The 24,154-nt window shown below is 52.6% G+C and carries 14 protein-coding genes and 1 tRNA gene; 11 read left to right on the top strand and 4 right to left on the bottom strand.

What is annotated here, in order from left to right; translation table 11 throughout:
- The first annotated feature begins 59 nt into the window (after positions 1-59).
- From ACFE8Q_RS14425 to ACFE8Q_RS14400, 6 genes are all read left to right on the top strand, one after another.
- A complete protein-coding gene (locus ACFE8Q_RS14425; protein ID WP_375446115.1) occupies positions 60-623 on the top strand; it encodes a GNAT family N-acetyltransferase in 564 nt (187 codons plus the stop codon).
- The gene (locus ACFE8Q_RS14420) at positions 620-1,903 is read left to right on the top strand and encodes a serine hydrolase domain-containing protein (protein WP_375446114.1); all 1,284 of its coding nucleotides are present in this window, start codon (positions 620-622) and stop codon (positions 1,901-1,903) included. The genes ACFE8Q_RS14425 and ACFE8Q_RS14420 overlap by 4 nt, the downstream gene beginning before the upstream one ends.
- Positions 1,904-2,053: 150 nt before the next feature.
- Positions 2,054-3,307: a dicarboxylate/amino acid:cation symporter gene (locus ACFE8Q_RS14415; protein WP_375446113.1), complete on the top strand. Its 1,254-nt coding sequence runs from the start codon at positions 2,054-2,056 to the stop codon at positions 3,305-3,307.
- Positions 3,308-3,438: 131 nt separating this feature from the next.
- Positions 3,439-5,076 (top strand): ABC-F family ATP-binding cassette domain-containing protein, encoded by a 1,638-nt coding sequence (locus tag ACFE8Q_RS14410; protein WP_375446112.1) that lies wholly within the window; start codon positions 3,439-3,441, stop codon positions 5,074-5,076.
- A 117-nt stretch (positions 5,077-5,193) separates the two neighbouring features.
- Positions 5,194-5,640 carry a peptidylprolyl isomerase gene (locus ACFE8Q_RS14405; protein WP_375446111.1) on the top strand — a complete coding sequence of 149 codons (447 nt, stop codon included), beginning with the start codon at positions 5,194-5,196 and terminating at the stop codon, positions 5,638-5,640.
- Positions 5,641-5,784: 144 nt separating this feature from the next.
- Positions 5,785-6,423, top strand: coding sequence for a hypothetical protein (locus ACFE8Q_RS14400; protein WP_375446110.1), 639 nt, complete (start codon positions 5,785-5,787; stop codon positions 6,421-6,423).
- 73 nt (positions 6,424-6,496) lie between these two features.
- Here the strand turns inward: ACFE8Q_RS14400 and ACFE8Q_RS14395 are convergent, their stop codons facing one another.
- Positions 6,497-7,246: a TrmH family RNA methyltransferase gene (locus ACFE8Q_RS14395; RefSeq protein WP_375446109.1), complete on the bottom strand. Its 750-nt coding sequence runs from the start codon at positions 7,244-7,246 to the stop codon at positions 6,497-6,499.
- A gap of 6 nt (positions 7,247-7,252) precedes the next feature.
- Here ACFE8Q_RS14395 and ACFE8Q_RS14390 point away from each other — a divergent pair, with 6 nt between their 5' ends.
- The gene (locus ACFE8Q_RS14390) at positions 7,253-9,862 is read left to right on the top strand and encodes a BamA/TamA family outer membrane protein (protein ID WP_375446108.1); all 2,610 of its coding nucleotides are present in this window, start codon (positions 7,253-7,255) and stop codon (positions 9,860-9,862) included.
- 100 nt (positions 9,863-9,962) lie between these two features.
- Here the strand turns inward: ACFE8Q_RS14390 and tgt are convergent, their stop codons facing one another.
- A complete protein-coding gene (gene tgt, locus ACFE8Q_RS14385) occupies positions 9,963-11,093 on the bottom strand; it encodes a tRNA guanosine(34) transglycosylase Tgt (protein ID WP_375446107.1) in 1,131 nt (376 codons plus the stop codon).
- Between the two features lie 213 nt (positions 11,094-11,306).
- On the opposite strand from tgt, the gene ACFE8Q_RS14380 reads away from it, so the two are divergent.
- From ACFE8Q_RS14380 to ACFE8Q_RS14365, 4 genes are all read left to right on the top strand, one after another.
- On the top strand, positions 11,307-12,470 hold the full coding sequence (locus tag ACFE8Q_RS14380; protein WP_375446106.1) for a glycosyltransferase: 1,164 nt from the start codon (positions 11,307-11,309) through the stop codon (positions 12,468-12,470).
- 106 nt (positions 12,471-12,576) lie between these two features.
- On the top strand, positions 12,577-13,197 hold the full coding sequence (gene rsmG / locus ACFE8Q_RS14375) for a 16S rRNA (guanine(527)-N(7))-methyltransferase RsmG (protein WP_375446105.1): 621 nt from the start codon (positions 12,577-12,579) through the stop codon (positions 13,195-13,197).
- Between the two features lie 105 nt (positions 13,198-13,302).
- A complete protein-coding gene (locus tag ACFE8Q_RS14370; RefSeq protein WP_375446104.1) occupies positions 13,303-13,629 on the top strand; it encodes a hypothetical protein in 327 nt (108 codons plus the stop codon).
- Between the two features lie 186 nt (positions 13,630-13,815).
- A tRNA-Asn gene (locus ACFE8Q_RS14365) sits at positions 13,816-13,889 on the top strand.
- A 394-nt stretch (positions 13,890-14,283) separates the two neighbouring features.
- Here ACFE8Q_RS14365 and ACFE8Q_RS14360 read toward each other — a convergent pair.
- On the bottom strand, positions 14,284-20,559 hold the full coding sequence (locus ACFE8Q_RS14360; RefSeq protein WP_375446103.1) for a DEAD/DEAH box helicase: 6,276 nt from the start codon (positions 20,557-20,559) through the stop codon (positions 14,284-14,286).
- Positions 20,556-23,909: an STY4851/ECs_5259 family protein gene (locus ACFE8Q_RS14355; protein WP_375446102.1), complete on the bottom strand. Its 3,354-nt coding sequence runs from the start codon at positions 23,907-23,909 to the stop codon at positions 20,556-20,558. Before ACFE8Q_RS14355 ends, ACFE8Q_RS14360 begins: the two co-directional genes overlap by 4 nt.
- Positions 23,910-24,154: the final 245 nt, after the last annotated feature.

Here is a 24,154-nt window from a genome sequence, read left to right as displayed (position 1 = left end):
GGTCGGCAATAGTTGGTTTACACAACCGAAGCTGGAGCTTCGGCGCTACCTTTCACGCTATGCCCGTAACGATTACCACTACCAAAACCGACGATGACCTGCGCGGGTTACTCGCGCTGCAACAGCGCAATCAGGTACGTAACCTAACGCCCGAACAGCAACAGGAGCAGGGGTTTGTCACGCTCGTCTACTCGTTCGAGCAAATGAAGCGGATGCACGATGCTGCCCCCACCGTCATTGCCAAAGACGGCGACGAAGTGGTTGCCTATGCCATCACTACCGTGCCCAGTGTGAGGGCCGACGTACCTGAACTGGCCACCCTGTTCAGTCTCTTCGATACGCTGACCTACGAAGGAAAACTACTGTCTGAGTATGCCTATTACGTGGTAGGGCAGGTTTGCGTCGATGCCCGGTATCGTGGTCAGGGCATCTTCGATAAACTGTATGCCTATCATAAAGCACTGTATCAGCATCAATACCGCCTGTTTATCACCGATATTTCGGCCCGGAATACGCGTTCGCTGCGGGCACACCAACGGGTAGGATTTAAATCCATTCACGCTTTCCATGAACCCGATGCCAACGAAACTTGGGAAGTGGTGGTTTGGGATTTTACGAAATGAAAAAACTTCTTTACCTCTGCCTGCTTTCTACGGCAGTGCTCGCCCAGCGGCCAGCTTCGCCTTCGTCGGTACCGAATCAGTTTACCATCAGTGCAAATCCGGCAAAACAGGGTTTTTCACCAGACCGGTTAAAGCGGGTCGACGCGCTATTGCAAGGTTTTGTTGATCAGGGTATAGCCCCCAACGCGGTGGCGATGGTGGTTCGAAATGGCGAAGTGGTGCTGCACAAAGCCTACGGCTACAGTAATCTGGAGAAAAAAACGCCCGCCCGAACGACCGATATCTACCGGATTGCGTCGCAGTCGAAAGCCATTACCACCACTACCCTGATGACCTTGTTCGAGGAAGGAAAATTCATGCTCGACGAGCCAATCTCGAAGTACATTCCGGCGTTCAAAAACCCGGTTGTGCTGGTCAGCTACGAGAAGAACGACCCCGTAAAAGGAGCCTATGAAACGCGCCCGGCCAAGTCGGAAATCACGATCCGGCAATTGCTGTCGCACAACGCGGGCATTCCCTATGAGCACCCGCTCGATCAGCGGCCGGAGTTTAAAATTCCGTTCTTTGGCTCAAAAGAACCCGATAAACTGGAAGACGTAGTGAATAAACTCGCCAAACGCCCGCTGCTAAAAGACCCCGGCGAGAGCTTCACCTACGGCCTGAACACCGACATTATCGGGCGGCTGGTCGAAATCCTTTCCGGTGAACCACTCGATGTGGCCATGCGCAAACGTGTACTCGATCCGCTGGGTATGAACGATACCCATTTCTACCTGCCACCCGGCCAGGCTGGACGATTGGTGGAATTGTACACGAAAAATGCCGATGGCCCAATCACCGTAAACACCAATGATACGTACCGGACTTTCGCCGTTTCGGGGGCAAAAACATACTTTTCGGGTGGCGCAGGTCTGGTGGGTACCGTAGAGGATTACGCCAAACTGTGCCAGTTGTTTCTCAACGGCGGCACCTTCAATGGAAAGCGAATTCTAGGCCGGAAAACCGTCGATATGATGCTGCGGAACCAGATCGGCGAGGCCAACGTCTGGGATCGACAGGATAAATACGGGCTTGGTTTTCAATTGATTACTGCTAATGGTCATTACGGCGATCAGGCCACGCCGGGGTCGTTCACGTGGGGCGGCATGTACTGCTCGGAGTACACCGTTGACCCCACCGAAAACCTGGTTATGCTGGTCTTTACCAATGTGCAACCCTACGCCTACTACGGCGATTTCGTCCGCAAATTCAGGGTCGCTGTATATCAGGCGTTAGAATAACCATTTTGTATTCTGGCCGGGAAGAATCATTTTTAGAAATTAATTGCCTCAGCTATTGGCTTACGCCTGGCCCTTCGACTAGGCGTAAGCCAATAGCGAGAGTCACAACAACGTACCTACCGCAATCCCGTCGATTTTTACCCTCTTCTCATGAAACTAAACATTACGTCTAAAATCGTCATTGGCTTTGTGCTGGGCGTTCTGATCGGTCAGATCTTACACAGCTATTATGATGTGGCCACCGCCGAGGCCATTGGCCAGAAGTTTCAGGTAATCAGCAAGGTGTTTCTGAAACTGATCAAGATGATCATCGGGCCGCTGGTGTTTTCTACGCTGGTTGTCGGTATTGCCAAACTCGGTGATTTTAAGGTAGTTGGCCGAATCGGGATTAAAACGCTGGGCTATTTCTATTTCGCCACTATTCTCTCGCTTATCATTGGGCTGGTTGTTGTCAATATCACCAAGCCGGGCAGCATCCAGAGCTGGCCGCGTCCCGCCGCAGGTACGTCCATTGGCGTAGAGGGTAAGAAATTAAATTCGCTGGAAGATTTTATTCTTCACATCTTCCCCGATTCAGCCTTCCGGGCGTTGGCCGAAAATGAAATCCTTCAAATCGTAGTCTTCTCCCTATTCTTTGGGGTGGCGCTGGGTGCTATCGGCGATAAAGGCAAGTCGATCACCAAGGCGTTGGATGCGCTGAGCGAGCTAGTCTTTAAAATGGTTGGGTACGTGATGCAACTGGCTCCGTTTGCCGTATTGGGCGCCATGACGGCCGTTGTTGCGTCGAAAGGCCTGAGCATTCTGGCGTCGTATGCTTATCTGTTGCTTTGTTTCTACGGTGGGTTACTGTTCTTCATCTTCGTGGTGCTCTTTGCTATCTGTACCGTGTCGAAGATTCCGTTCTTCCGGTTATTGCAGGCCATGAAAGCGCCGCTGCTACTGTCGTTCAGTACGGCCTCGTCAGAAGCCTCGCTGCCGCAACAGATCAAGGTGCTGGAGAACTTCGGCATCTCGAACCGAATCATTGGCTTTGTGCTGCCGCTCGGCTACTCGTTCAACCTCGACGGGTCGATGATGTACATGACGTTCGCCACGGGCTTCATTGCGCAGGCCTACGGTATTCCGCTGACGTTACAGCAGCAGATTTTCATGCTCTTAACGCTGATGATCACCTCAAAAGGCATTGCCGGTGTACCCCGCGCTTCGCTCGTCGTTATTGCCGGCACACTCGCTCAATTCAACCTCCCCGTCGAAGGGCTGGCCTTGATCCTGGGCATCGACCCCTTCCTCGACATGGGCCGTTCGGCTACCTCCGTAATGGGTAACGCCGTAGCTACTACCGTAGTAGCCAAGTGGGAAGGCGAACTCGACCTCAACCACGTACCTGTGCTGGAAACGGAATAAACGTACCACGGACTTTAGTCCGTTTTGCTACATTAAACGGACTAAAGTCCGTGGTACAACCACACTGACCCCTGCTAATCCCGCTGGAATTTCGTACCTTTGCGGCCGAATTTCAGCCACAACGAACGCGAATGATATCAGTATCGAACGTCTCGCTGCGCTACGGCAAGCGGGTACTCTTTGACGACGTTAACATAAAATTTATACCCGGTAACTGCTACGGCGTTATCGGGGCCAACGGAGCCGGCAAATCAACGTTTCTGAAAATCCTGTCGGGCGAGATTGAGCCACAGACCGGGCAGGTGACCATGGGGCCTGGCGAACGGATGTCGGTGTTGAACCAGAATCAGTTTGCCTTCGATGAGTTTCCGGTCCTGCAAACGGTGATTATGGGCAACAAACGCCTGTATGAGATCATGCAGGAGAAAGACGAGCTTTACGCCAAAACCGAATTCACCGACGCCGATGGCGAACGCGCCGGGGTGCTGGAATCGGAGTTTGCCGAAATGAACGGCTGGGATGCCGAATCGGATGCCGCCTCGCTGCTGTCGGGACTGGGTATTACCGAAGACCTGCACTACACGCAGATGGCCGACCTGAACGCCTCGGAGAAAGTGCGTGTGCTGCTCGCCCAAGCCCTTTTCGGCGACCCGGATATCCTGCTGCTCGACGAACCGACCAACAACCTTGACGTTGAATCGGCTATTTGGCTCGAAGGCTTCCTGGCCAATTTCAAAAATACGGTGATTGTGGTTTCCCATGACCGTCACTTCCTCGATCAGGTGTGTACGCACATCGTTGATATTGACTTTTCGAAAGTGAAGCAGTATGCCGGTAACTACACGTTCTGGTACGAATCGAGCCAGTTGGCCCTGCGTCAGAAGCAGGATCAGAATAAGAAGACCGAAGACAAGCGGAAGGAACTGGAAGAGTTTATCCGTCGCTTTTCGGCCAACGCCTCGAAGTCGAAGCAGGCAACGAGCCGCCAGAAACTGCTGGAAAAACTCACTATCGACGATATTGCCTATTCGTCGCGGAAATATCCATACATTCACTTCAAGCCGGAGCGCGAACCCGGTGACCAGATTCTGACAGTCGAGAACCTGTCATACACCGGTGAAGACGGCCAGAAGCTGTTCAGCAACGTGTCGTTCTCGATGAACCGCAACGATAAGGTGTTCCTGTATAGCCGCGATAGCCTGGCCGTTACGGCGCTGCTCGATGTACTGTCGGGTACGAAGCAGGCGGATACAGGTACGTTCAAATGGGGGGTGACAATCACCAACGCCTATTTCCCGAACGATACCGGCCGCGACGCGTTTTTTCAGGCCGCCGATGACCTGAACCTGGTTGACTGGCTGCGGCAGTATTCGGTCGAAAAAGACGAGTCGTTTATTCGGGGCTTCCTGGGGCGGATGCTCTTCTCGGGTGAAGAATCGCTGAAAAAAGCGTCGGTGCTGTCGGGGGGCGAGAAGGTACGGTGTATGCTCTCGCGGATGATGCTCTCGGGGGCCAACGCCCTGATGCTCGACGAGCCAACCAACCACCTGGACCTGGAATCGATCGAAGCAGAAAACCGCGGACTGATCGAGTTCAAAGGCCCGGTGCTGTTCTCATCCCATGACCACCAGTTTGTACAAACCATCGCTACCCGCGTGATCGAACTGTCGCCAACCGGTATGCTCGACAAGCTGATGACCTACGACGAATTCATTGCCGACCCGCGCGTGAAACAGCAGCGGGACGAATTGTATAAACAAGTTGCATAACTAAAACGGGTTTGTGGTTTGTAGTGTATGGTTTGTGGTTGCGCTGCTTACTTGCGTGTCGTGACTTAGCAGCGCAACCACAAACCATACACTACAAACCACAAACCTTATTTTCCAATGAAAGCTCTAATGAATACCGATCGTGGCACGATGACGATCGAATTTTTCGAAAAAGATGCACCGGGTACGGTTGCCAACTTTGTGAAACTGGCTAAGTCTGGTTTTTATGATGGCGTTGTCTTCCACCGGGTGATCCCCAACTTTATGATTCAGGGCGGCGACCCAACCGGTACGGGTTCGGGTGGCCCCGGCTACAGCATTCCATGCGAACTGAACGGCGACAATCAATACCACGATCGCGGTGTGCTGAGCATGGCACACCGTGGCCGCAACACCGGTGGTTCGCAGTTCTTTATTTGCCACAATCGGCAGAATACCGCTCACCTCGACCGCAACCATACGGTATTTGGAAAAGTGACCGACGGTATCGATCTGGTTGACCAGATCAAACAAGGTGATAAAATTCAGTCGATCACCATCACAGAAGAAGAAGCCGCTGTATAAGCTGTAAACTTTTTTTGGAAGCCCCGCCAGATTCTGGTGGGGCTTTTTTTGTTTGAATCGGCGTAGAGGCTGGTCCGCCAGTGCGGCAAAATTTGCGCCCCTACATGCGTCAGCAACGTACCTACAAAATCCCTTATTTGCAGTATGATAGCATTACCTCCCTGGACACTGACGGGCAACGGCCTTGTTCTGATTGCACACTTCCCTGAGAAATTCGTGCGGCAACATGGCTTTCTGGATGAGTACCAGCAGGCGGGTTATCGTGGCTGGGTCGGAACGGTCATGCTCGTCGATTACGCGTCGTCGAATGTGGGGCCTTATTGTGAGTTGCTGTTCATCCCTGGCCTTTTCAAACTGAAAGGGCGAACCACGTTTTCGATCTCGAAGATTTATGTCTCGACGCAGGTGAGCGTCGATAACGGCATTGCGAACTGGGGTATTCCAAAAGAACGAGCCGATTTTACGATTACTAAGCAGGAAGATGGTTCGACGACGTACCTGATTGGTAAAGATGGTATCGGTTTTTTCTCGGTGCGTGTTAGTACAGGTGGTTTGTCGTTTCCCGTTAGTACGAAATTGCTACCAGCCTTTCAGGTCATGCAATGCCGGGGCGACGATATGTTGCTGACAGCACCCTCTGCCAGTGGCACCGGCCAACTGGCCTCGCTACACGATTTGCAGATCAACGGCAGTTACTTCCCCGACATCCGGCAGGGAACGCGGCTGGTGGCCATCGCTGTCCGCGACTTTACTATGGTTTTTCCCGATCCAGAGTCGTTGTGACGTTAGTTACGTCTGATTGCTGACGTGCGAAGCAATCAGGCGTAACTAACGTCACAACGCCAAAGCAACGTACCTAGCCCTGCACGCGGCGGAGGTTGTCCAGAATGACGGCGGTGGCAATGCCCACGTTCAGCGACTCGGCGTCGCCGTAGCGGGGAATGGTAATCCGTTGCGTAACAAATGGCGTCACTGCCGGGCCAATACCATTGGCTTCGTTGCCCATCACAAGGTATCCGCCCGATGGATTGAACGCGCTCTGATGCACGTCGTCGCCAACCAGAAAGGCACCGTATATGGGCGCATTGGCCTTGTTGAGCACGTCGGTAAGGTCGCCGTACCACCAGTTTACCCGCGTAAAGGAGCCTTTACTGGACGAAATGACCTTTGGGTTATACACGTCGGCGGTGGTGTCTGAGCAGAGAATGGTGTCGATACCGTACCAGTCGGCAATGCGGAGAATCGTGCCCAGGTTGCCGGGGTCGCGAATATCATCAAGAACCAATACCCAAGCGTTCGTCGCGCGCAAAAGCGGTACATTTGCACGCATACGCACAACGGCAAGGGCGGCGTTATTGCTTTCGAGCGTACCCAGGCGGGTCAATTCGTCGGCAGTAGCGGGTTCAATCCGGCAACGTTGGCGGTCGGCGAGCGCGGTGTTTTCTTTGTAGAATGCTTCGGTTGTCAGTAAAAAATCGACAGCAAACGTTGATGCCAGCACTTCCTGGACACTCTTGGCGCCCTCGACCAGAAAACAGCGCTCCTGTTGACGGTATTTTTTCTGATGCAACGACCGGACGAACTGCGCGACAGATTTTGAGATCATAAAAGGATGAATAAACTTAAATCGGTTCGCCGATTCGGTATACTGGTTTTGCAAGAGCCTGCGAGCGGGTCACCAACTCGCTATTCCTTATTCCGCATTGGCGGGTTGGTTATTCCCTATGCAGTAGTCATTTTGTTCTTCACCGCCTGTGCGCCCGCAAAACGGTCCGAGAATCAATACCTGCTCTACTCGCAGTCGGTGAAAGGTAACCAGATCATCGAAACCGAAGAACTGGAAGCCTTGATTCCCCAACGGCCCAATAAACGGCTGCTCCAACTGCCCTTCACGCCCGGTCTGTGGATTTACCTGGGTACGTCAGGAAATTACAATCCAGATTCGGCCCGGCAGGTACTTGAGGCTCGAACAGCCCGTTTCGAGCAGGAAAGTCAGGTGGTAGGCAATGATCCCAAAGCCCTGAAAAAACTGAATCGCCAGTTTAACCATGATGCCCGCAAAACGCAGAAATACATTGAGAAAGGCAATTGGTGGATGCGCAATTTTGGCGAAGCTCCAGTTTACTACACAAAAGCTGATGCCGAAGCGAATACGACAAAAATGCAGCTTTTTCTGCGAAAAAAAGGGTTTTACCGCGCAAAGGCAACCTATACGGTCGATACACTGGCCGACAAACGAGTACGGGTAAACTACGCTGTATCTGAAGGCGTACCTGATGTGATCCGGGCAATCTCTTACCAGATTCCAGACAAACGAATCGACTCGCTGGTTGGCTACTCCCTTGGCTCCGCCCTGATTAAAGTCGGCGATCGTCTCGACGAGGCGCAGGTGTTGGCCGAGGCTGTACGCATCGAGGAATTGCTGCGGAATAGCGGTTACTACGGGTTCTCGCGGCAGTACATCAAACCATCGGGCAGAGATTTCGCCGGGGCCGCGCCGGGTGACTCCTTGAGCTGGCCCGTTGAACTGACCATGACAATCCTGAACCCGCCCGGTAAGAACAGCCACCCCGTTTATTATGTCGGCGATGTGCAGATGACCCTTGCCAGAGATCCTAAACTGGCTACCGATACGGTGAGGCGTAACGGCATTCAGTATTTCCTGGAACAGGGCATGTACTCGACCCGGCTGCTCGACACCAAAATTGCCCTGCGTCCCGGTTCGCTCTACCGCCTGCGCGACTATTCGGACACGCAACGGCAACTATTCCTGCTGAATCAGTTCCGGTTTGCCAATGTCAACTTCACCGACACCACTGGCCGTCGGCTGCGCACCGTCATTACCGCCACGCCGCTCGATAAGTACGATATTACCACTGAGTTAGGTGCCACCGTCCTGTACTACGGGCAGGGTTTTCCGGGTCCGTATGCCAATGCGTCGTTGCGGGTGCGTAACCTGTTTGGCGGGCTGGAAACGTTTGAAATATCGGCCCGGTTTGGCCTTGAAGCGCAACTGGGGTTTGCGGCCGATTCGGTCCTCTACTCGCAGGAATTCGGCCTGACAACGTCGCTGCTGTTTCCGCAGATTCTGTTTCCCGGCAAAGCGCGTTTTCTGTTCAATACGCTCAACCCACGTACCCAGTTATCGGTGGGCTACACCATTACCAGCCGCCCCGACTACACCCGGCGGAACCTGCGGGCTACCATGACGTACCTGTGGCAACGTACCCAGGCTCAGCAGTTCAACCTCAGCATTGCCGACGTCAACTACCTACAGGCGGCCATTCAGAATACCAGCGTCGGGCAGCAATTCGAGAAGTCGCTCGAAGATCTGGCGGCGCAGGGAAGTACCATTCGGAACAGTTTTCGCAACGCTTTTTTCTCCAGCGTCAGCTTTGGCTACACCTATAATACCAACATACTAGGCCAGAACAAACGGGCTAATTTCTTCCGCGCCACGGCCGAATCGGGTGGAACGACGCTGAATTTCCTGAAAACATCGGCGGTCGAATCGCTGACGCAGAGTACGGGACTTCAGTTCTACAAGTACCTGCGTACCAACATCGACTACCGGCATTACCTACCTATTGCGCCGCGTGCGCTGCTTGCTTTCCGGGCCAACGCCGGGCTGGTGTTTGGCTACGGCGAAAACCAGACCGCGCCCTACGAAAAACGCTTCTTTGCAGGTGGGTCCAACAGCGTGCGGGCCTGGTTGCCGCGGCGATTGGGGCTAGGAGCGTCGTACCCTCGTTCGACGGTGCTGGCCGATGGTACGACGGCGCCCGTTTTTGCCGATGATAAAAGTGGTCAGTTCGATTACCGGTTCGAGCAGCCGGGCGATGTACTGATCGAAGGCTCGGCCGAATTGCGGGCGCGGCTGTTTAAGTTCGTTGCCGACGTAAACGGAGCCGTTTTCGTAGATGCGGGGAATGTGTGGCTCCTGCGCGATCCGGGCAACAACCCCAACGCGGTATTCCGGCCAGGTACGTTCTATGAACAGCTCGCCGTTGGCACCGGCTTGGGCCTGCGCCTCGACTTCTCGTTCTTTGTGCTCCGCTTCGATTTCGCCGTCAAAGCCTATGATCCCTCGCGCAGGTACGTCGACGCGGCCACCGGCCAACTCGTCGACGAACGGTTTATCCTGAACAAGTTTTCGTTTAAAAATGCCTTTTCCGGCACCAACCCGGTGAATGTCGTCTTCGGCATCGGATATCCGTTTTAGGGCAACCCCACTCCTAACCCCTCCCCGTTAGGGAGGGGAACATGCTCGGAATTCGCTGATGCGGTTCCCCTCCCTAACGGGGAGGGGCCAGGGGTGGGGTTTACAGCCTCACCATCAGCCGCTTGACCATCTCGTTTTTCCACGATACGAAGTCGCCTGCTTCGATATGGGCGCGGGCTTGCCGGACCAGCCAGAGGTAGAACGTCAGGTTCTGGAGCGAGCCGATCTGCCCGGCCAATAGCTCATCCGCTTTGTAGAGGTGACGCACGTACGCCTTAGTGTAGAAGGTACTGGCATAGCCACCCAGCCCCGCGTCGATGGGGCTGAAATCGCGGCTCCACTTTTCGTTTTTCATGTTCATGATGCCCTCCGTGGTGAACAGCAACCCGTGGCGACCGTTGCGGGTGGGCATCACGCAGTCGAACATGTCTACGCCCAGGGCAATGGCTTCCAGGATGTTGGCGGGCGTACCCACGCCCATCAGGTAGCGCGGTTTGTGGCGGGGCAGAATCTCGTTGACCAGGTCGATGGTTTTGTACATCTCCTCGGCGGGTTCGCCCACGGCCAGCCCGCCAATGGCATTACCGGCACGTTCCTTACCCGCAATGATCGCCGCCGACTCGCGCCGCAGGTCTGGGTACGTACTTCCCTGCACAATGGGAAACAGATACTGATTGTAGCCATAATGCCCTTCGGTTTCGTCGAAACGCCGGATGCAGCGGTCGAGCCAGCGGTGGGTCATGTCCATCGACTGTTTGGCGTAGGCGTAGTCGCAGGGGTAGGGGGTACACTCATCGAAAGCCATCATAATGTCGGCCCCGATCGTGCGCTGAATATCCATCACTCCCTCCGGCGTAAACGTGTGCTTCGACCCGTCGATATGCGATTTAAACGTAACGCCTTCCTCTTTGATCTTCCGCGTGTTTGACAATGAATACACCTGATATCCGCCTGAATCGGTCAGGATGGGCCGTTTCCAGCCGTTGAAGCCATGTAAACCACCCGCATGCTGGATCACGTCGAGGCCGGGGCGCAGGTAGAGGTGGTAGGTATTACCCAGAATAATATCGGCATTGATGTCTGTTTCAAGTTCGCGCTGATGCACCGCCTTTACTGTTCCCGCCGTTCCGACGGGCATGAAAATGGGCGTCTGAATCGTACCGTGATCGGTGGTTAACGTACCTGTGCGAGCCTGCGAAGCCGGATCGTTGTGTTGAATTGTAAACGTCATTGGTTAGAGTTTACCGTTTGCTGTTTTCTGTTTACAGTTGCGCTGTCATAAATACCTCGAGGCTAGTTAGCAGCGCAACTGTAAACAGAAAACAGTAAGTGGTAAACAGAAAGCATTGTGCTGAAACCACAAAGGTACGATGCCGCCGTTTGTCTCTATCTTTGCGGCCTTGATTAGTCTGCTTCCTCATTTGATTAAACTGCTACCGTTCTGGTGATTACTAGTTTACTGGCGGGATGGCTCGGCGTTCTGGCGATTCAGGTGCTTTGCCTCCTTTTTCTGTTTGCCCGAACGGCGTTCCGACCCGTATCGGCGCCGGTTGGTGCACCGCCCAACGCACAGGGCGTAACCATCGTGGTGTGCGCCAACAACGAGCACGACAACCTGCTCGAACTGCTTCCGATGCTCACGGCGCAGGATTATCCGCTCTTCGAAGTGCTGGTCATGGACGACCGCTCGACCGACCTCTCCGACGTACTTTTGGAAGAACTGGTGCCGCTGTTGCCTAACCTGCGCTACATCCGCGTCGACGTGGAGGCGGCTCACGTAACGCCCAAGAAATACGCGCTGACGATTGCGATGAAAAAAGCAACGTACCCAACCGTGTTGCTCACCGACGCCGACTGCCGACCCGCCTCCGACCAATGGCTGGCCGGCATGGTCGCGCCCCTCCAGAATGCGTCGACCGAGATTGTGCTGGGTATCTCGCCTTATGACCGCAAGCCCGGTTTACTGAACTTCCTGATCCGGTCTGAAACGCTGTTTACGGCGGTGCAATACGTGTCGATGGCTGTTGCGGGTCGTCCGTACATGGGCGTTGGCCGCAATTTGCTGTATCGGCGCGAGTTGTTCTTTCGGCACAAGGGCTTTTACAGCCACATGCGCGTGTGGGGCGGCGACGACGACCTGTTCGTAAATGAGGCCGCCACCGCCCGGAATGTAGCCGTTAGCCTGCACCCCGACACGTTTACGACCTCGACACCCAAAGAAACATGGCAGGCCTGGCGACGGCAGAAGCAACGGCATCTGAACGTGGGCAAACGCTACAAAACGGGCGACAAGCTCCGCCTGGGCCTGATCACCGCCACCCACGTACTCACCTGGCTGTTGGGGCTGATCGTGGCCGGGTACGTTGTCTGGCTCGCCCTGACCCAGCAGAACGCTGCCCTGCTACAACCACTGTTACTGATCGCCACTGGCCTTTTTCTGCTTCGTTTTGGCTTATTTTGGGGACTGATCGGCCGCATCAGTCACCGGTTCGGGCAAATGGTTCGCTGGTACGCGATCCCCGCCACCGACCTGACGCTGGCCATCTATTACTGCCTGTCTACCGCACGCATGGCTCTAATCTGGCGCCGCAAGCAAACGGGGTGGTAATTCCGGTTTGTGGTTTGTAATCTGTGGTCTGTGGTTGTGCTGCTAAAGGGCGAACCCGTGATCGGCAGCGCAACCACAAATCACACACAACAAACCAAAAACAAACTTGAACGACATTCTCACTTACTTCCCCAACCTCACCGACGGGCAGAAAGCGCAGTTTGCGGCGCTCGACGGGCTGTATCGCGACTGGAACGCGAAAATCAACGTTATATCCCGGCAGGACATCGACGCCCTGTATGAAAAGCACGTACTGCATTCGCTGGGCATCGCCAAAGTGATTCAGTTCAAACCCGGCACCGAGATCCTTGACGTGGGCACGGGCGGCGGTTTCCCCGGTATTCCGCTGGCGATCCTGTTTCCGTTAGCTCAATTCCACCTGGTCGACAGCATCGGGAAGAAGATCACCGTGGTTAACGGAGTAGCCGAGGCGTTGGGACTCACCAATGTGCGGGCCGAGCAGGTACGTGCCGAATCGATCGGGCAGAGCTACGACTTTGTGGTGAGCCGGGCCGTCACGCGGCTACAGCCGTTTATGAGCTGGATGCGATACAAAATCACGAAGCGCGGTAACAACGACCTGCCGAACGGGGTTCTCTACCTGAAAGGCGGTGATTTGACCGAAGAACTGGCCGAAATTCCCGATAAGTACAAGATTTACAACCTCTCTGATTATTTTCAGGGCGAATTTTTCGAGACAAAGAAAGTAGTACACGTGAAAAAATAGTGTACTGGTTGCTGTTTACCGGCTTCTGTTGCTTCGCTCGGGTACGTATGGTGCCGTAGGGGCGCAGCAGAAGCCGGTAAACAGCAAACAATACACATAAAAGCAATGAACGAACGATTTACAAGCAGCAGCTTCAAAGATCCAATCCGGCAGGACGTGATCGAGTTTAACGACAAGGGCGTCACCTTCCGGGTGAAGAAGCTTATTGGCGGCACCGACAACTTCATCTTTTACTCCGACATATCGGGCGTAGAGATCGACAACGGTCTCTTCTTCGCTACGATCCGGGTCATTCCCCGTGCGCGGCCCGAGATCGTACTCAACAACTTCACCAAGGGTGATGCGCGTCGGGTAAAGGAGTTGATCCTGGAAAGCGTACCCAATCACCGCCCCGACGCCTTCGGCGGACCGACTAACTACGGGACGCGGTAAAAAAAACGAGTTATTGATGGTCATCCGTAGTCATTGATAGTCATTATGTTGCGGGAGCCTGATGACTACCTAATGACGGGCAATGACTAAAAAAGACGAATTTTTCCGTCAATCACTTGCGCAGAACCGTTCAGCGGCCTACTTTTGCACCACGATTTCACCACAACGGTAGGTCGTCCGGCACATTCCCGAATAGCTCAGCCGGTTAGAGCATCTGACTGTTAATCAGAGGGTCGCTGGTTCGAGCCCAGCTTCGGGAGCAATACAGTAAAGAAGCCCTAAGTCATTGCGATTTGGGGCTTCTTTCGTTTCCACACCTCAACGAAGCATCGACATGGTAGCGCTCGACAGGCCTCAAAGCCCCTTCGGTGTCCAGAAGCTCATCTAGTCCTGACCGACGTCCAGGTTGCATCATCGCCACCCCAGACCCTATTGGAACCGTGAACTGGGACAAAGACATCGCCATCATGGACGGCCATTTGTTCAAAATCGGCGCTTACCTAACCAAAAAAGGAATCAGCGTTTTATAAGTACAGGGAGCAAGTCCAGGTTTATGAAAAACGCGCTCAAATCTGCCTGATTTGAGCGCGTGTCAATTATGGATTAGCAACCGTAACGTATACAGGCTGTTCCCTCAGTAACAACTGGCCCTACCTACGCTTTTCTTATGAAAACATACGTTGGATCTGGTGATCCATTACTCACACGGAGTTTTGCCAAATTATTCTCTACCCACAATTGCTGATCAAGGATGGAACTAGAAAAAGGGAATACCGGATACGGCTTTGTATCGATGCTCCAGTATCCCACACCCTGATCGAACCGAAATGTGAGTTGTTTCCCAGTCCTGAACGTAAGCTTCAGGGTACGGGAGTGGCTGATTTTCTTCCTGGAGTCATGCATGATCACATCGCAGTGACTTAGTTCTCTCTCAAGCATTTCGATAATAAACGATTCCCTGTCGTCGTCTTCCTCCGGGTGCCAGTTGCTGCGAATTGAGCGGACGTTTGATAATTGCTTCTCTGATTCTGCGCAAAGCGTGTGCAGGTTCAGCGAACAAGTAGGGGCTATGACAAACGGCATTGATTTTATGATCTGGGCGAAAAGAATGACCGTCAGTGGCGAAAATAGATACCGGTCCGAGTAGGTTAATGAACTTACCTCATGCTGGCTAAAATCGGCCAAAAGGCCAGGCGATTCCTGTTGTATCAGGGCCCAGAACTTCGCTCCAAAATCAGCGAGTGCGCCATTCAGACCGGTGGTAACCATAATCTCTGCCAAGTCTGGACTTGCAGCAGGTAGCAGTGTGTGTGTGTTTACTGGAATACCGGTTAGGGTATGAGCAAAGGCCGACGACCTCACCAGTATGGCTCCCTCCGTATCACCCCAGCAGTCACTGAACGCAAGGGCTTCTTCTTTTCTGGTGGAAAAGGCCATTTTGGTAACTCCCGCATTGGTGACGAGGCTTGCCAGCCAGCCGCTTTTCAGCGTAATCGGCTGGCTCCATGTCAGGAGCTGAATCCGGTTATCAATGGCCAGTAAGCTGTACAAATCACGCTTGCTGTCAGTATCCAGCAGGTTCAGTTTGTGGTTATCCATCCAGATTTCGACCCTGGCAAACTTCTTTAGATACTCAGCGACCCGTTTGCGAATAGATGATTCGCTGATGTTCCAGTCCGCTACATCACCCGCTACCAATAGCTGTAGCACGTCGCCCGGTTCAGCCCGGTAATAGCTCAATGTCTGTCGCAAATCATAGATGCAGTGCTGCGATGTGCTGCCCAATAGTTGATCTTCAGGCTGAAGGCCCAATTGGTTCAGGTAATCTTCGTTCAGAAACGTTAGGGCCTTAAACCGGTCGAGCTTGCTGGCTACTTTCTGCGTGTCGTATTGCAATAGGCAGCTTTCGCAGGCATTGCGGCATCGGGCGGGGCAGTTCAGCAGCATTCTAGCTTTCACGAACATTTCCTGCAAAAAATGAGGAGCCTGCGATGTAAAACCTGAGCCGCCGCCGTTGGTGTCGTAGAGACAAATGGCGTAAACAGGCTGCGTATCCAGTTGCTGATTTTTGACCTGCTTTACCTGCACGCCAATTTCTTCCACGTTGATACCCAATGATTGAGCCAAGCCATGCCGTAAGGCAACGCCAACTGACCAGCATATATCCTGATTTTGGGGAACATCAGTTCGTAAAAACTGACTGTTAGGGTCTTTGAGGTATACTTCATATACGTCCGTATGATGCACGTGGCCCAGATGCAGGTTCTTCTTAATACTGTCTGGATTTGGGTTACAATTGATTTCTCCCTCGCTGCGGCCCGATTTTTTGCCTCTTAGCTTCTTGTGATCTTTAAAGTTTATGGGTAAAATGCCCTTTTCCCTCATCGACTCGGCATAGCCGCATTCCAAACAAACGGCAAACCCTTCACCCCACTCCCCTGAATTCCGGTAGAAAATCTCGCCCCGCTGATCGCTTTTATAAGAACCCAGGGCTGCATTGGGAAACGGCTGAACTGATGTTTGGGTGTTGATCCAGGGCACCTGAGCCGGTAAATACTTTTGCTGCGACACATTGTTGGTTACTTTTTCGTAAAATCCTGTGGCAAAGCCAGTTGGTTCGATAAAATCCAGGCTATTATCCGAGGAAATAGGTTTGTCGCAACTTGTACAGCGATTATTGAATCCGGTTTTGGCCACGCCCGATGCCCCGCACCTATGGCAATGCCAGGCTGTTTGCAGTAACTGCTCTTCCCGTACCCCATCATTGGGGTTATGCCAGTTTAGAGTAATTCCTTTTGAAGTATACACTTTTCCATCAAGCACTATTTCGGCCCCCGGAGCATATTCGTTCAGGGCAATGGCAATATCGCGCGAGGGTTTGTCTTTGATACGCGACCGGTTGTCTTCCCGCTGCTTTTTCTCTCCTTCTGCCCCCCGATTCTGTAGGAAACTGTCGATGGTAAAGGGGTTGAAGGTGGCAATATTGGTCGGAAAACCATACCCTGGCAGGTAGCCGCCCGTAATCAGTTCCGATAGCAGGTATTCCTCTTTATGCCGGCTGATATCAAAGGCAATCCGTTTGCCATAAGGCGTTTTGTCTTCACCCGCTGCGAACTGTAGTTCGGCTTCCAGTTCCTGTAGTTCACGGGTCCATTTCTGGTCGATCTTATCCAGGCACTCTACCGAGTCCCGATAGAGTATTTTGATGTCTTTGCTGGCCAAAATACTGTCGTATCGAATGCTGTCCAATGCTGTCTGTATTTTGGTATCTATATTGTTGGTATTCAGCTCAATAAGCCAGGATTGCATCTGCTGGCAGACCGATGGTTTTTCGCTGGTGCCGTTGAAAAACCAGCCTGATTTCAGAGTGATTGTATTACCTGCCACGCCCAGTTTATGGTTGATGAAATAGCCAAACAACCAGGCATTCAGGTGCCGCTGCACAATGCGTTCGCTGGTGAGGGTGATGTTGGGCTGCTTCATGCTGGCGTTGAATGGCCAGAGCGGATTGCGAAATACCTGCTGATCGAGCGGGTTGTTTTTGCACAATGTGAGCGACAGTGACCGCGATTCGCTCCGCCGCCCAGCCCGCCCGGCCCGTTGCAGGTAGTTGGCCGGGTGGGGGGGCACATTGTTGTTGCAAACGATGGTAAGGCCGCCAATATCAACGCCCATTTCCATCGTAGTGGAGCAACTCAGTACGTTGATTTTTCCGGCTTTAAACCAGTTTTCGTACTTCTGAAGTTTATCCGCCGATTGTTGCGCTGAGTGTTCGGCAGCCCGGTAAAAATAGCCGTCTTCTGCAATCCGATCACTCAAATTGGTCCATATGCCTTTGTTGCGCATCGCCCTTACGGCGGTATCAGTTAGTAGCCACTGCCGTACTTCGTCCAGTATAAGTTGGTAAGACTGCGCCTGAACAGCCGGTTTTTCTGGCATTTGAATGGGCTGGCATTCGTGGGTTCCCAGCGGCGCCTCGATAGGCAGATAGGGCGTATACCCCTGCAGTGTGGTATCGAGTACGCGCAGGGTGACTGGGCACTGCCACGCTTTATTGATAATGCCAAACTGTAGTTTATTCAGTTGTAACTGAAACCGCCCGTTGCTGTCGCCCTCCAATAGCTGGGCTTTCACCAGCGCATTCCAGGCCTGCTCCATCAGCGAATCCAGCATGTGGATCTCCTGCCGGGTGATGCCAGATACGGTCAGGTCGATTTGGAAAGCGTGGGCCAGTAACCGAATCAGGCGATGCTGCCGTGTTTTACGACTCTTCTGATAAGACACCCACTTACGGTTAAGCCCTTGGTTACCATCAGGGTTATTGGGGGCTATCAGATACTTGGGCGTGAATTTATTGCCCAGCCAGTTCAGCCAGTCAATGTCGATACTGATGTACCCCCCGTCGCGGACGTGGTGGTCAAGGCAGATTTTCAGAAAATCGCGCCAATCGGCCAGGGTAAACTGCTGTTGAGCCCATTCGTCGGGTACGTTGGTAATGGTGTTCAGACCCTGATACCCTACGGCTGTCAGCCCCAAGGTTTCCAGCGAATTGCCTCGGTGGGGGCGCCGGCCAACATCGCGCACCAATAATACCTGCACCAGCGTTTTAACTTCCCTGAAAACACCCGGTATTAGCTCGTGGTAGTAGTTGAAAATATGCTGAATATCAAGGTCATGACTCAGTTTTTCAACCAGATCAGCCCAGCCGATGGTGTTCTGGCTTAGTTGAGCGGCATCGTTTCTGAGCTTTTGAATGAGTGTGAGTAGGTGGGAACTAGGGTTCGGAAAATGTTCGAGATCGGTGATCTGTTTGGTCAACTCGTCAATCTCGGTGGTCTTGCTATTTCGCTGAATGGTTCGGTAAACCAGTCCTCTGGCTTTCATCCGTTCTGCATCCTGCTGCATCTTCACCGCAATGCGGGCCGTTCCCTGGCGGCTGTCTGTGAACGTCAGCAGGGTGCGGCCCCGCATAGGCGTACGCATTGGATCCGACCCATCGGGAATGTGTTCGAGCAGGGTTGGCACAATGGCACTGGTGTAAAAAGGCATACCCAGGTAGGCTGGCCGAAATATGTCTTGCCGACCTTTACCTTTCCCGCAGGCGGCGCAGAACCCATCCTGCTCATTCCAATGGATAGCAATGGTTTTTTCAGCCCCAGGGTTATCCAAAACACCCGCCAGATCAAGTTTGGAAGGTATGTATTCTGGGTGATACAGTTGACTCAGCAGGGTAAAGGACGCTTTCTGTAGGTCGTCCCCGTCGTCCCCGTTCCCCTGATCGGCTTCATTTCCGGGATCGTCACTGGTTTCCAGATCGAACTGAAAATCGTCGGTTTCATGCTGCCCGGCCTGAACAAGTAGTCTGTCTCCGTTTCGTGTTTCTACCCTGGCCCGCAGATGGCCTGCGTTACATTCATTACAAAACACAAGTTCATAAACCGGCGCTCCGCAATCGCAGGTAAGCCGCTGCTGGGTATAAACGTACCCAAACCCCCAGTCCGCATCTGTTAGGGGCGTGCCTTGCTTTCGATGACAGTTTTTATCGGCGCAGGCCCAGAATCCATGAAGTACTTTGTGGAAAAAATGGCCCCGCAGTGGCAGAAAGTGAATATCGTTCTCTTTAAGATCGCCCTGAGATGCCAGATCGAGCCAGCCGAGGGCTTCCTGTTGCCGCGCTTCCGGGCTGGTTATGTGCTGAAATAGCTGATTGGCCAGGTCAGTTAGTTGCTTAGGCTGTTGGCGTCCGTCGCGTTTCTGAATCAGAAAACTACGCACACTACGGGCCATATCGTTGCTGTAAACAGCCGATTTTCGGTTGGTTTCGGACTTGGCATTCAGCTCATTCAGACTAAACTGGTTTGGCGCGGCAGGGGGCGGCAATACAGGTACGTTCCGATGCCCGTCGATGATGTCGACACTGTCTTCTGAAACACCCGCCAGGGTGGCAAGGTACTTTCGGAGGTTTTTATGAGCCTGCTCATCAGAGCCAATCGTGGCCGAAGTAGCGATAAACCGAACGTCTCTGGCCGCCACACCGAAGCCGTTTAAAGCCCGCCGAATCAGTAGCGATAGCTCGGCGGCCTGCGAACCGATGTATGTATGAGCTTCATCCAGAACGATATACTTTAGTGTCCCCTGCGATTTTGCCAGAATAGGCCGATCCTGTTTTCGAATCAGCATATATTCCAGCATGGTGGGGTTGGTAATCAGAATGGGCGGCGGCGACTGCCAGAGCGACTCCCGGTCGTGGACTTCACTTTTGGGCCGGTCGTTTATCGTTGCGGCATTGAGGCGCTGGTCTGTGTTGCCATTGTAGAGACAAAACCGCAGCTTGTGCGCATACGGCAAAGTCCAGGCCAGCAACCGCTCCCGCTGACTGTTGATGAGGGCGTTGAGCGGATAAATAAATAACGCCTGTACACCTACTAACTGACCCGGAGCCGCTGGCTGCTCCAATTGCCTCACCAGGTCGTTCAGAATAGGCACCATAAAGCATTCAGTTTTGCCCGAACCCGTGCCACTGGTCACTACTATGGACTTTTTCTCTGGTTGTGCCAGCGTTGCCCACGCCTTTAACTGATGCGTATAGGGCTTGAAATAGGCCTTGAGGGCCTGCCCCGACAGATCCAGTTTTTTGTCGCCGAACGTCACATTTTTGTGTTCGCTAGCCAGCGCTTTTACCAGAGATGGCAGGAGGGTCCCCCGGTCAGCTAATTCCTGAAACGTAACATCGCCAGCTGTCCAGGGGAAAAGGGCCTCGAAAACGGGATCACCTAATAGCCGATTGCCTGCTTTAAGCTCACAGGTTAGCTGGTGCCGGAGGTGATTACGTAGTGACTCCGATTTGATGCCCAGCGTACCTAGTGTGGCTTCTACCGAGCGACTACTGATTTCGTTAAAAAGGGGCTTGAAATAAGGCTGTTGACTCATAATGTGGGTGTGGTTTGATTGGCTAGTGTTAACCAGCAGTATGATTGAATGAGGTTAAGGGTCTGGTTAAAGTAATCGGTGTCGAAGTCGATTAATTGCATCACTTTATGTCTGTCCCAGTTAGAGATAGGCAATTTGTCTGGATGGACCGAGTGATAAGCGAGCACAATGGGTAGATACGTTACTGGCCGGATATATCCGAAATTTGGTGGAATCGTAGGCAGTAGATCCTGAATTGGGTTCGGCAATAGCTTAAAAGCGTTGAGGAGATCGGGCGATAGGTGAACCGGAAATTTTTCTTTGGTCTGATGCAACAGCCCAGACTGCCCGCCTCCGCCGAGGATTGGTCCGCTCAAGCCGTATTTAACAAATAGAGTGTTTCCACTGGAGCTAAACTCCTGACTAGCTGCTTCGTCCAACAGGTTGGTGCGGATGATCTGCCCTACGCTGATCAGCGAAAAACTACTTTCCAGTTCCTGCACTTTCGCTACCAGAACTATCCTGGCAACGGCATCAGAGGTAGTATGCGTCAGGTACGTATGGAAAGCCTGAAAGCCTTCTAACCAGGTAGCAATGGGAATCAGGTGCCAGTTTACCGAGAAGGCCCGGCTTAGTGCCGCGATTGGTATCGAATCGAAACGGAGGAAGAACGCTACTAATCCTTTGTTTGAACAAATCAATGCTTTCCAGACATCGAGTGCGTTCATGGGTAGGTGCTTAGTTGCTTTGTAAAGCAAGTCGAGCGTTGTCCAGTTGACATTCTCGAAATCGTCGCCCATGCGGTCGAATAAGTTGGTTAATACAGCCTGGCGATTGTCGAACGAATGGTTGCTGGCTTCGTGCAGCTCGTCTACAGTTTCGCGGGTGTCTACCTCTATTAACTCGGTTCGGATCGCTACTGATGGGCGTATACTGGCAGTTGAGTCTGCGGCCGAGAAGAAAAACCATTTCCCGCCTTCAGCACAATGAGCTGGAAATTGCCAGCCTCCATCGCCCAATGCTAAGTCTACAAGACTCTCGGTGGTAAATCGCTCAGACAGTGGAAAGGCACGTATGCGTATGTCGGCATCTTCCGGTACGGTACCGCCCAGCGTGACCAGGGTAGATGGGTAGTCGTAACGGGCCTGATAGGTGTATTGCGATACGTAAATACTGGTGCCTCGGTTATGCTGAATCCGGACAACGGCGTCGATCGCGCGGGCAAATGACAGCAATCGTTCAATTGCGCTCCGGTATTTGGTCAGCGGAATCTCCTGGTTGCTGAACGGGGCCATCCGTATTTGTTTGTCGATCGTAAAAGCCGACGACTCCCGGTTGTGTATGTCGTTGAGTGTAAGTGTAATGTTATGAACCTGAGCGGTCGACGATACATTAGTGAGCATCAAACTAGCACCGTACAACATCTGAAGATCAATCGCTTTGCCATTGGCCATTATCATACCCGACCGGTCTCTAAACGTACCTGCCGCCGTTGGGTACGGAACATGCAGCGTTATTTCCCTGGCTGTGGCTGTAGACAACAATACGGTCAGTTTCGCAGGCTGATTACTGCCGCTTACGATGACCTGATGCTGGTTTGTCGATTTTGACATAGCCAGTTCCAGACTTGGCTCGTCATTACGAATACTCAGCGTGAACGCAGCAGTGGAATCAAGCAGAATACTTCGTTTAGCAGCGTCAAAGCGGACCTTGAAGTCGGCTGGCAATACGGCTATTTCTTTACTGAATAAGACATCTCCATCGGGGCCAACGCTTCTGATCTTGAATCTGCCCAGCAGACTGCTTGTATCAGCTACGGTTTGCCATGCTTTGTGCTGATAACTTTTGTACTGGATTGTATCTCTGGACGCAAGTGTGAAACCGCCTGACTTGTGCACTCTGCGAATTCGTGGAAACCCCAGGAAGTTATTGGCGTTCAGTTTCTGAAAAAAGGGTAGGCAATGGCCATTCGTCTGTGGGTGAAGAGCCACATAGAAATTGTCGTCGGTTGGTTGTGACAATCGCACTCGGAACAACTGATCGTCTTGCTCATCGCGAAGCATACAGGTAGCCGACAGTTCGTAAACTGTTTGGCTTTCTGAAAAAGCGCCCAGCTTTTTAACGGCTCCTTCGGTAGCATCAACAATAAACGATGCAGGGCACACGACAATCGCCCGGCTCGATGATAACCGGGTACTGCCCACACCTTTCAGCGTAGCCGCACCCTCTTCCTGAGCGGCAAATACCCAAGGCATTGCCGGATCGAGACCGTCGGAGTAGGGCAAATCGATGGATGCCTGGTTGTCTGTCTGACCATCCGCAATAATCAGGCGCCAGGGTTTTGCGTAGATGAGGCCAGGAAGCGTTACGTTGCTCAACCCACTCACCGATACATCGCCGTTGCCATTTTTAAATGCATACCCCAGGAATGTCTCCGTCGTATCGGCCGTGACTTTAATATGCAGCTTTGTAGAAAAACTGGCCAGCGTCGCTTCGTCGACCTGAATGTGGGCTGGTTTATATAGTCCGTTGGGAATGTGGAGGGCTGTCTTAATCATCCAGACATCCTGCACTTGACTAAGCCTATAGCTAACTCCGATTTTAGACACTTCCTGCCTGGAAGCTTTAGCCACATCGACAAGCAGGGAGTCAAGAAAAGCACTGGCCCCATCGTGGTCATCGATGCGGAGGGGCAACGCTTCACGCCAGTTGGGTACGTTCTCGTTCAGGTACGTCAGCGGCTGCTCTCGACTCCCCAATTGGCAGGTTGTCTTGAGGTGAAGTAACGCTTTGATGACCTTATAGATCAAATCAAAAAACGGATCAACGTTCAGCGCATTAGGGAGTTGGTTCGAGCGGGCTAGGTCCCTGATGCAGTCAAACGTATCGGCACGCTCGGTGCTATACGTTTCTAAAAACGAAAACGATTTAGTGATCAATCCTTTGATGTAACTCTCGTTGGTCAGTACGCCAACGGGAATTCCAGACTCGAAAAACAACGTACCCAACAGCGAGTTGTTGCCGTTCTCGTGTTGGAACAACTGCCGCCCCCAATACCGGCAACCACTGTTCATGAGTTGGTTTCGCTTGCTTTGACTGCCCCAGTCTGGCCGCTGAATTTCGTTGAAAACAGGCTCCCATTCCCAGTGGCCACCGTCATAATTACGCCGCCACCATTCAGTAGCAAACAGCATGAAACAGGCCGATGTGGTGTCGGCTGAGGCGGATGCCCGTACCAGGAGCGTTCGTAGCTGTTCATACTCGGTACGACTGATTTTGTAGGTATACAAGGGCATGCCCGTAGGCCGTGTGAGTTGTCTGGTTACCAGGAATTGTTTTAAAAAGTCGGTGCTAGGGAGCGGGACAAGCATAAAGAGGATGGAGTTAGGAATAACAGGTACGTTGCAAGCAGTGTGCCAGCTCAATATATGCCCTTTTAAACCTTATATCCGAAAAAAATAGGTCAAATGTTGATTTTTATATCAATATTTGACCTATAGTTAACGTGCTTATTTATCCGAAAATACTAAGTGTATTTAGTTAACGAAAGAGCTCTTCTATGTGCGTGATAGTGACTTTCGCGTTGCGGTGGTAGCTACGCGAAAGCCATCTGTCG

It is taken from the genome of uncultured Fibrella sp., assembly GCF_964250085.1.
Taxonomy (GTDB): domain Bacteria; phylum Bacteroidota; class Bacteroidia; order Cytophagales; family Spirosomataceae; genus Fibrella.
The sequence above is the reverse complement of the archived record's forward strand: the minus strand, read 5'-3'. Positions and strand labels throughout refer to the sequence as shown.

Coding starts and splice junctions, on each gene's coding strand:
- ACFE8Q_RS14425 (WP_375446115.1), top strand. CDS start 60: ATGCCCGTAACGATTACCACTACCAAAACCGACGATGACCTGCGCGGG.
- ACFE8Q_RS14420 (WP_375446114.1), top strand. CDS start 620: ATGAAAAAACTTCTTTACCTCTGCCTGCTTTCTACGGCAGTGCTCGCC.
- ACFE8Q_RS14415 (WP_375446113.1), top strand. CDS start 2,054: ATGAAACTAAACATTACGTCTAAAATCGTCATTGGCTTTGTGCTGGGC.
- ACFE8Q_RS14410 (WP_375446112.1), top strand. CDS start 3,439: ATGATATCAGTATCGAACGTCTCGCTGCGCTACGGCAAGCGGGTACTC.
- ACFE8Q_RS14405 (WP_375446111.1), top strand. CDS start 5,194: ATGAAAGCTCTAATGAATACCGATCGTGGCACGATGACGATCGAATTT.
- ACFE8Q_RS14400 (WP_375446110.1), top strand. CDS start 5,785: ATGATAGCATTACCTCCCTGGACACTGACGGGCAACGGCCTTGTTCTG.
- ACFE8Q_RS14395 (WP_375446109.1), bottom strand. CDS start 7,246: ATGATCTCAAAATCTGTCGCGCAGTTCGTCCGGTCGTTGCATCAGAAA.
- ACFE8Q_RS14390 (WP_375446108.1), top strand. CDS start 7,253: ATGAATAAACTTAAATCGGTTCGCCGATTCGGTATACTGGTTTTGCAA.
- tgt (WP_375446107.1), bottom strand. CDS start 11,093: ATGACGTTTACAATTCAACACAACGATCCGGCTTCGCAGGCTCGCACA.
- ACFE8Q_RS14370 (WP_375446104.1), top strand. CDS start 13,303: ATGAACGAACGATTTACAAGCAGCAGCTTCAAAGATCCAATCCGGCAG.
- ACFE8Q_RS14360 (WP_375446103.1), bottom strand. CDS start 20,559: ATGAGTCAACAGCCTTATTTCAAGCCCCTTTTTAACGAAATCAGTAGT.
- ACFE8Q_RS14355 (WP_375446102.1), bottom strand. CDS start 23,909: ATGCTTGTCCCGCTCCCTAGCACCGACTTTTTAAAACAATTCCTGGTA.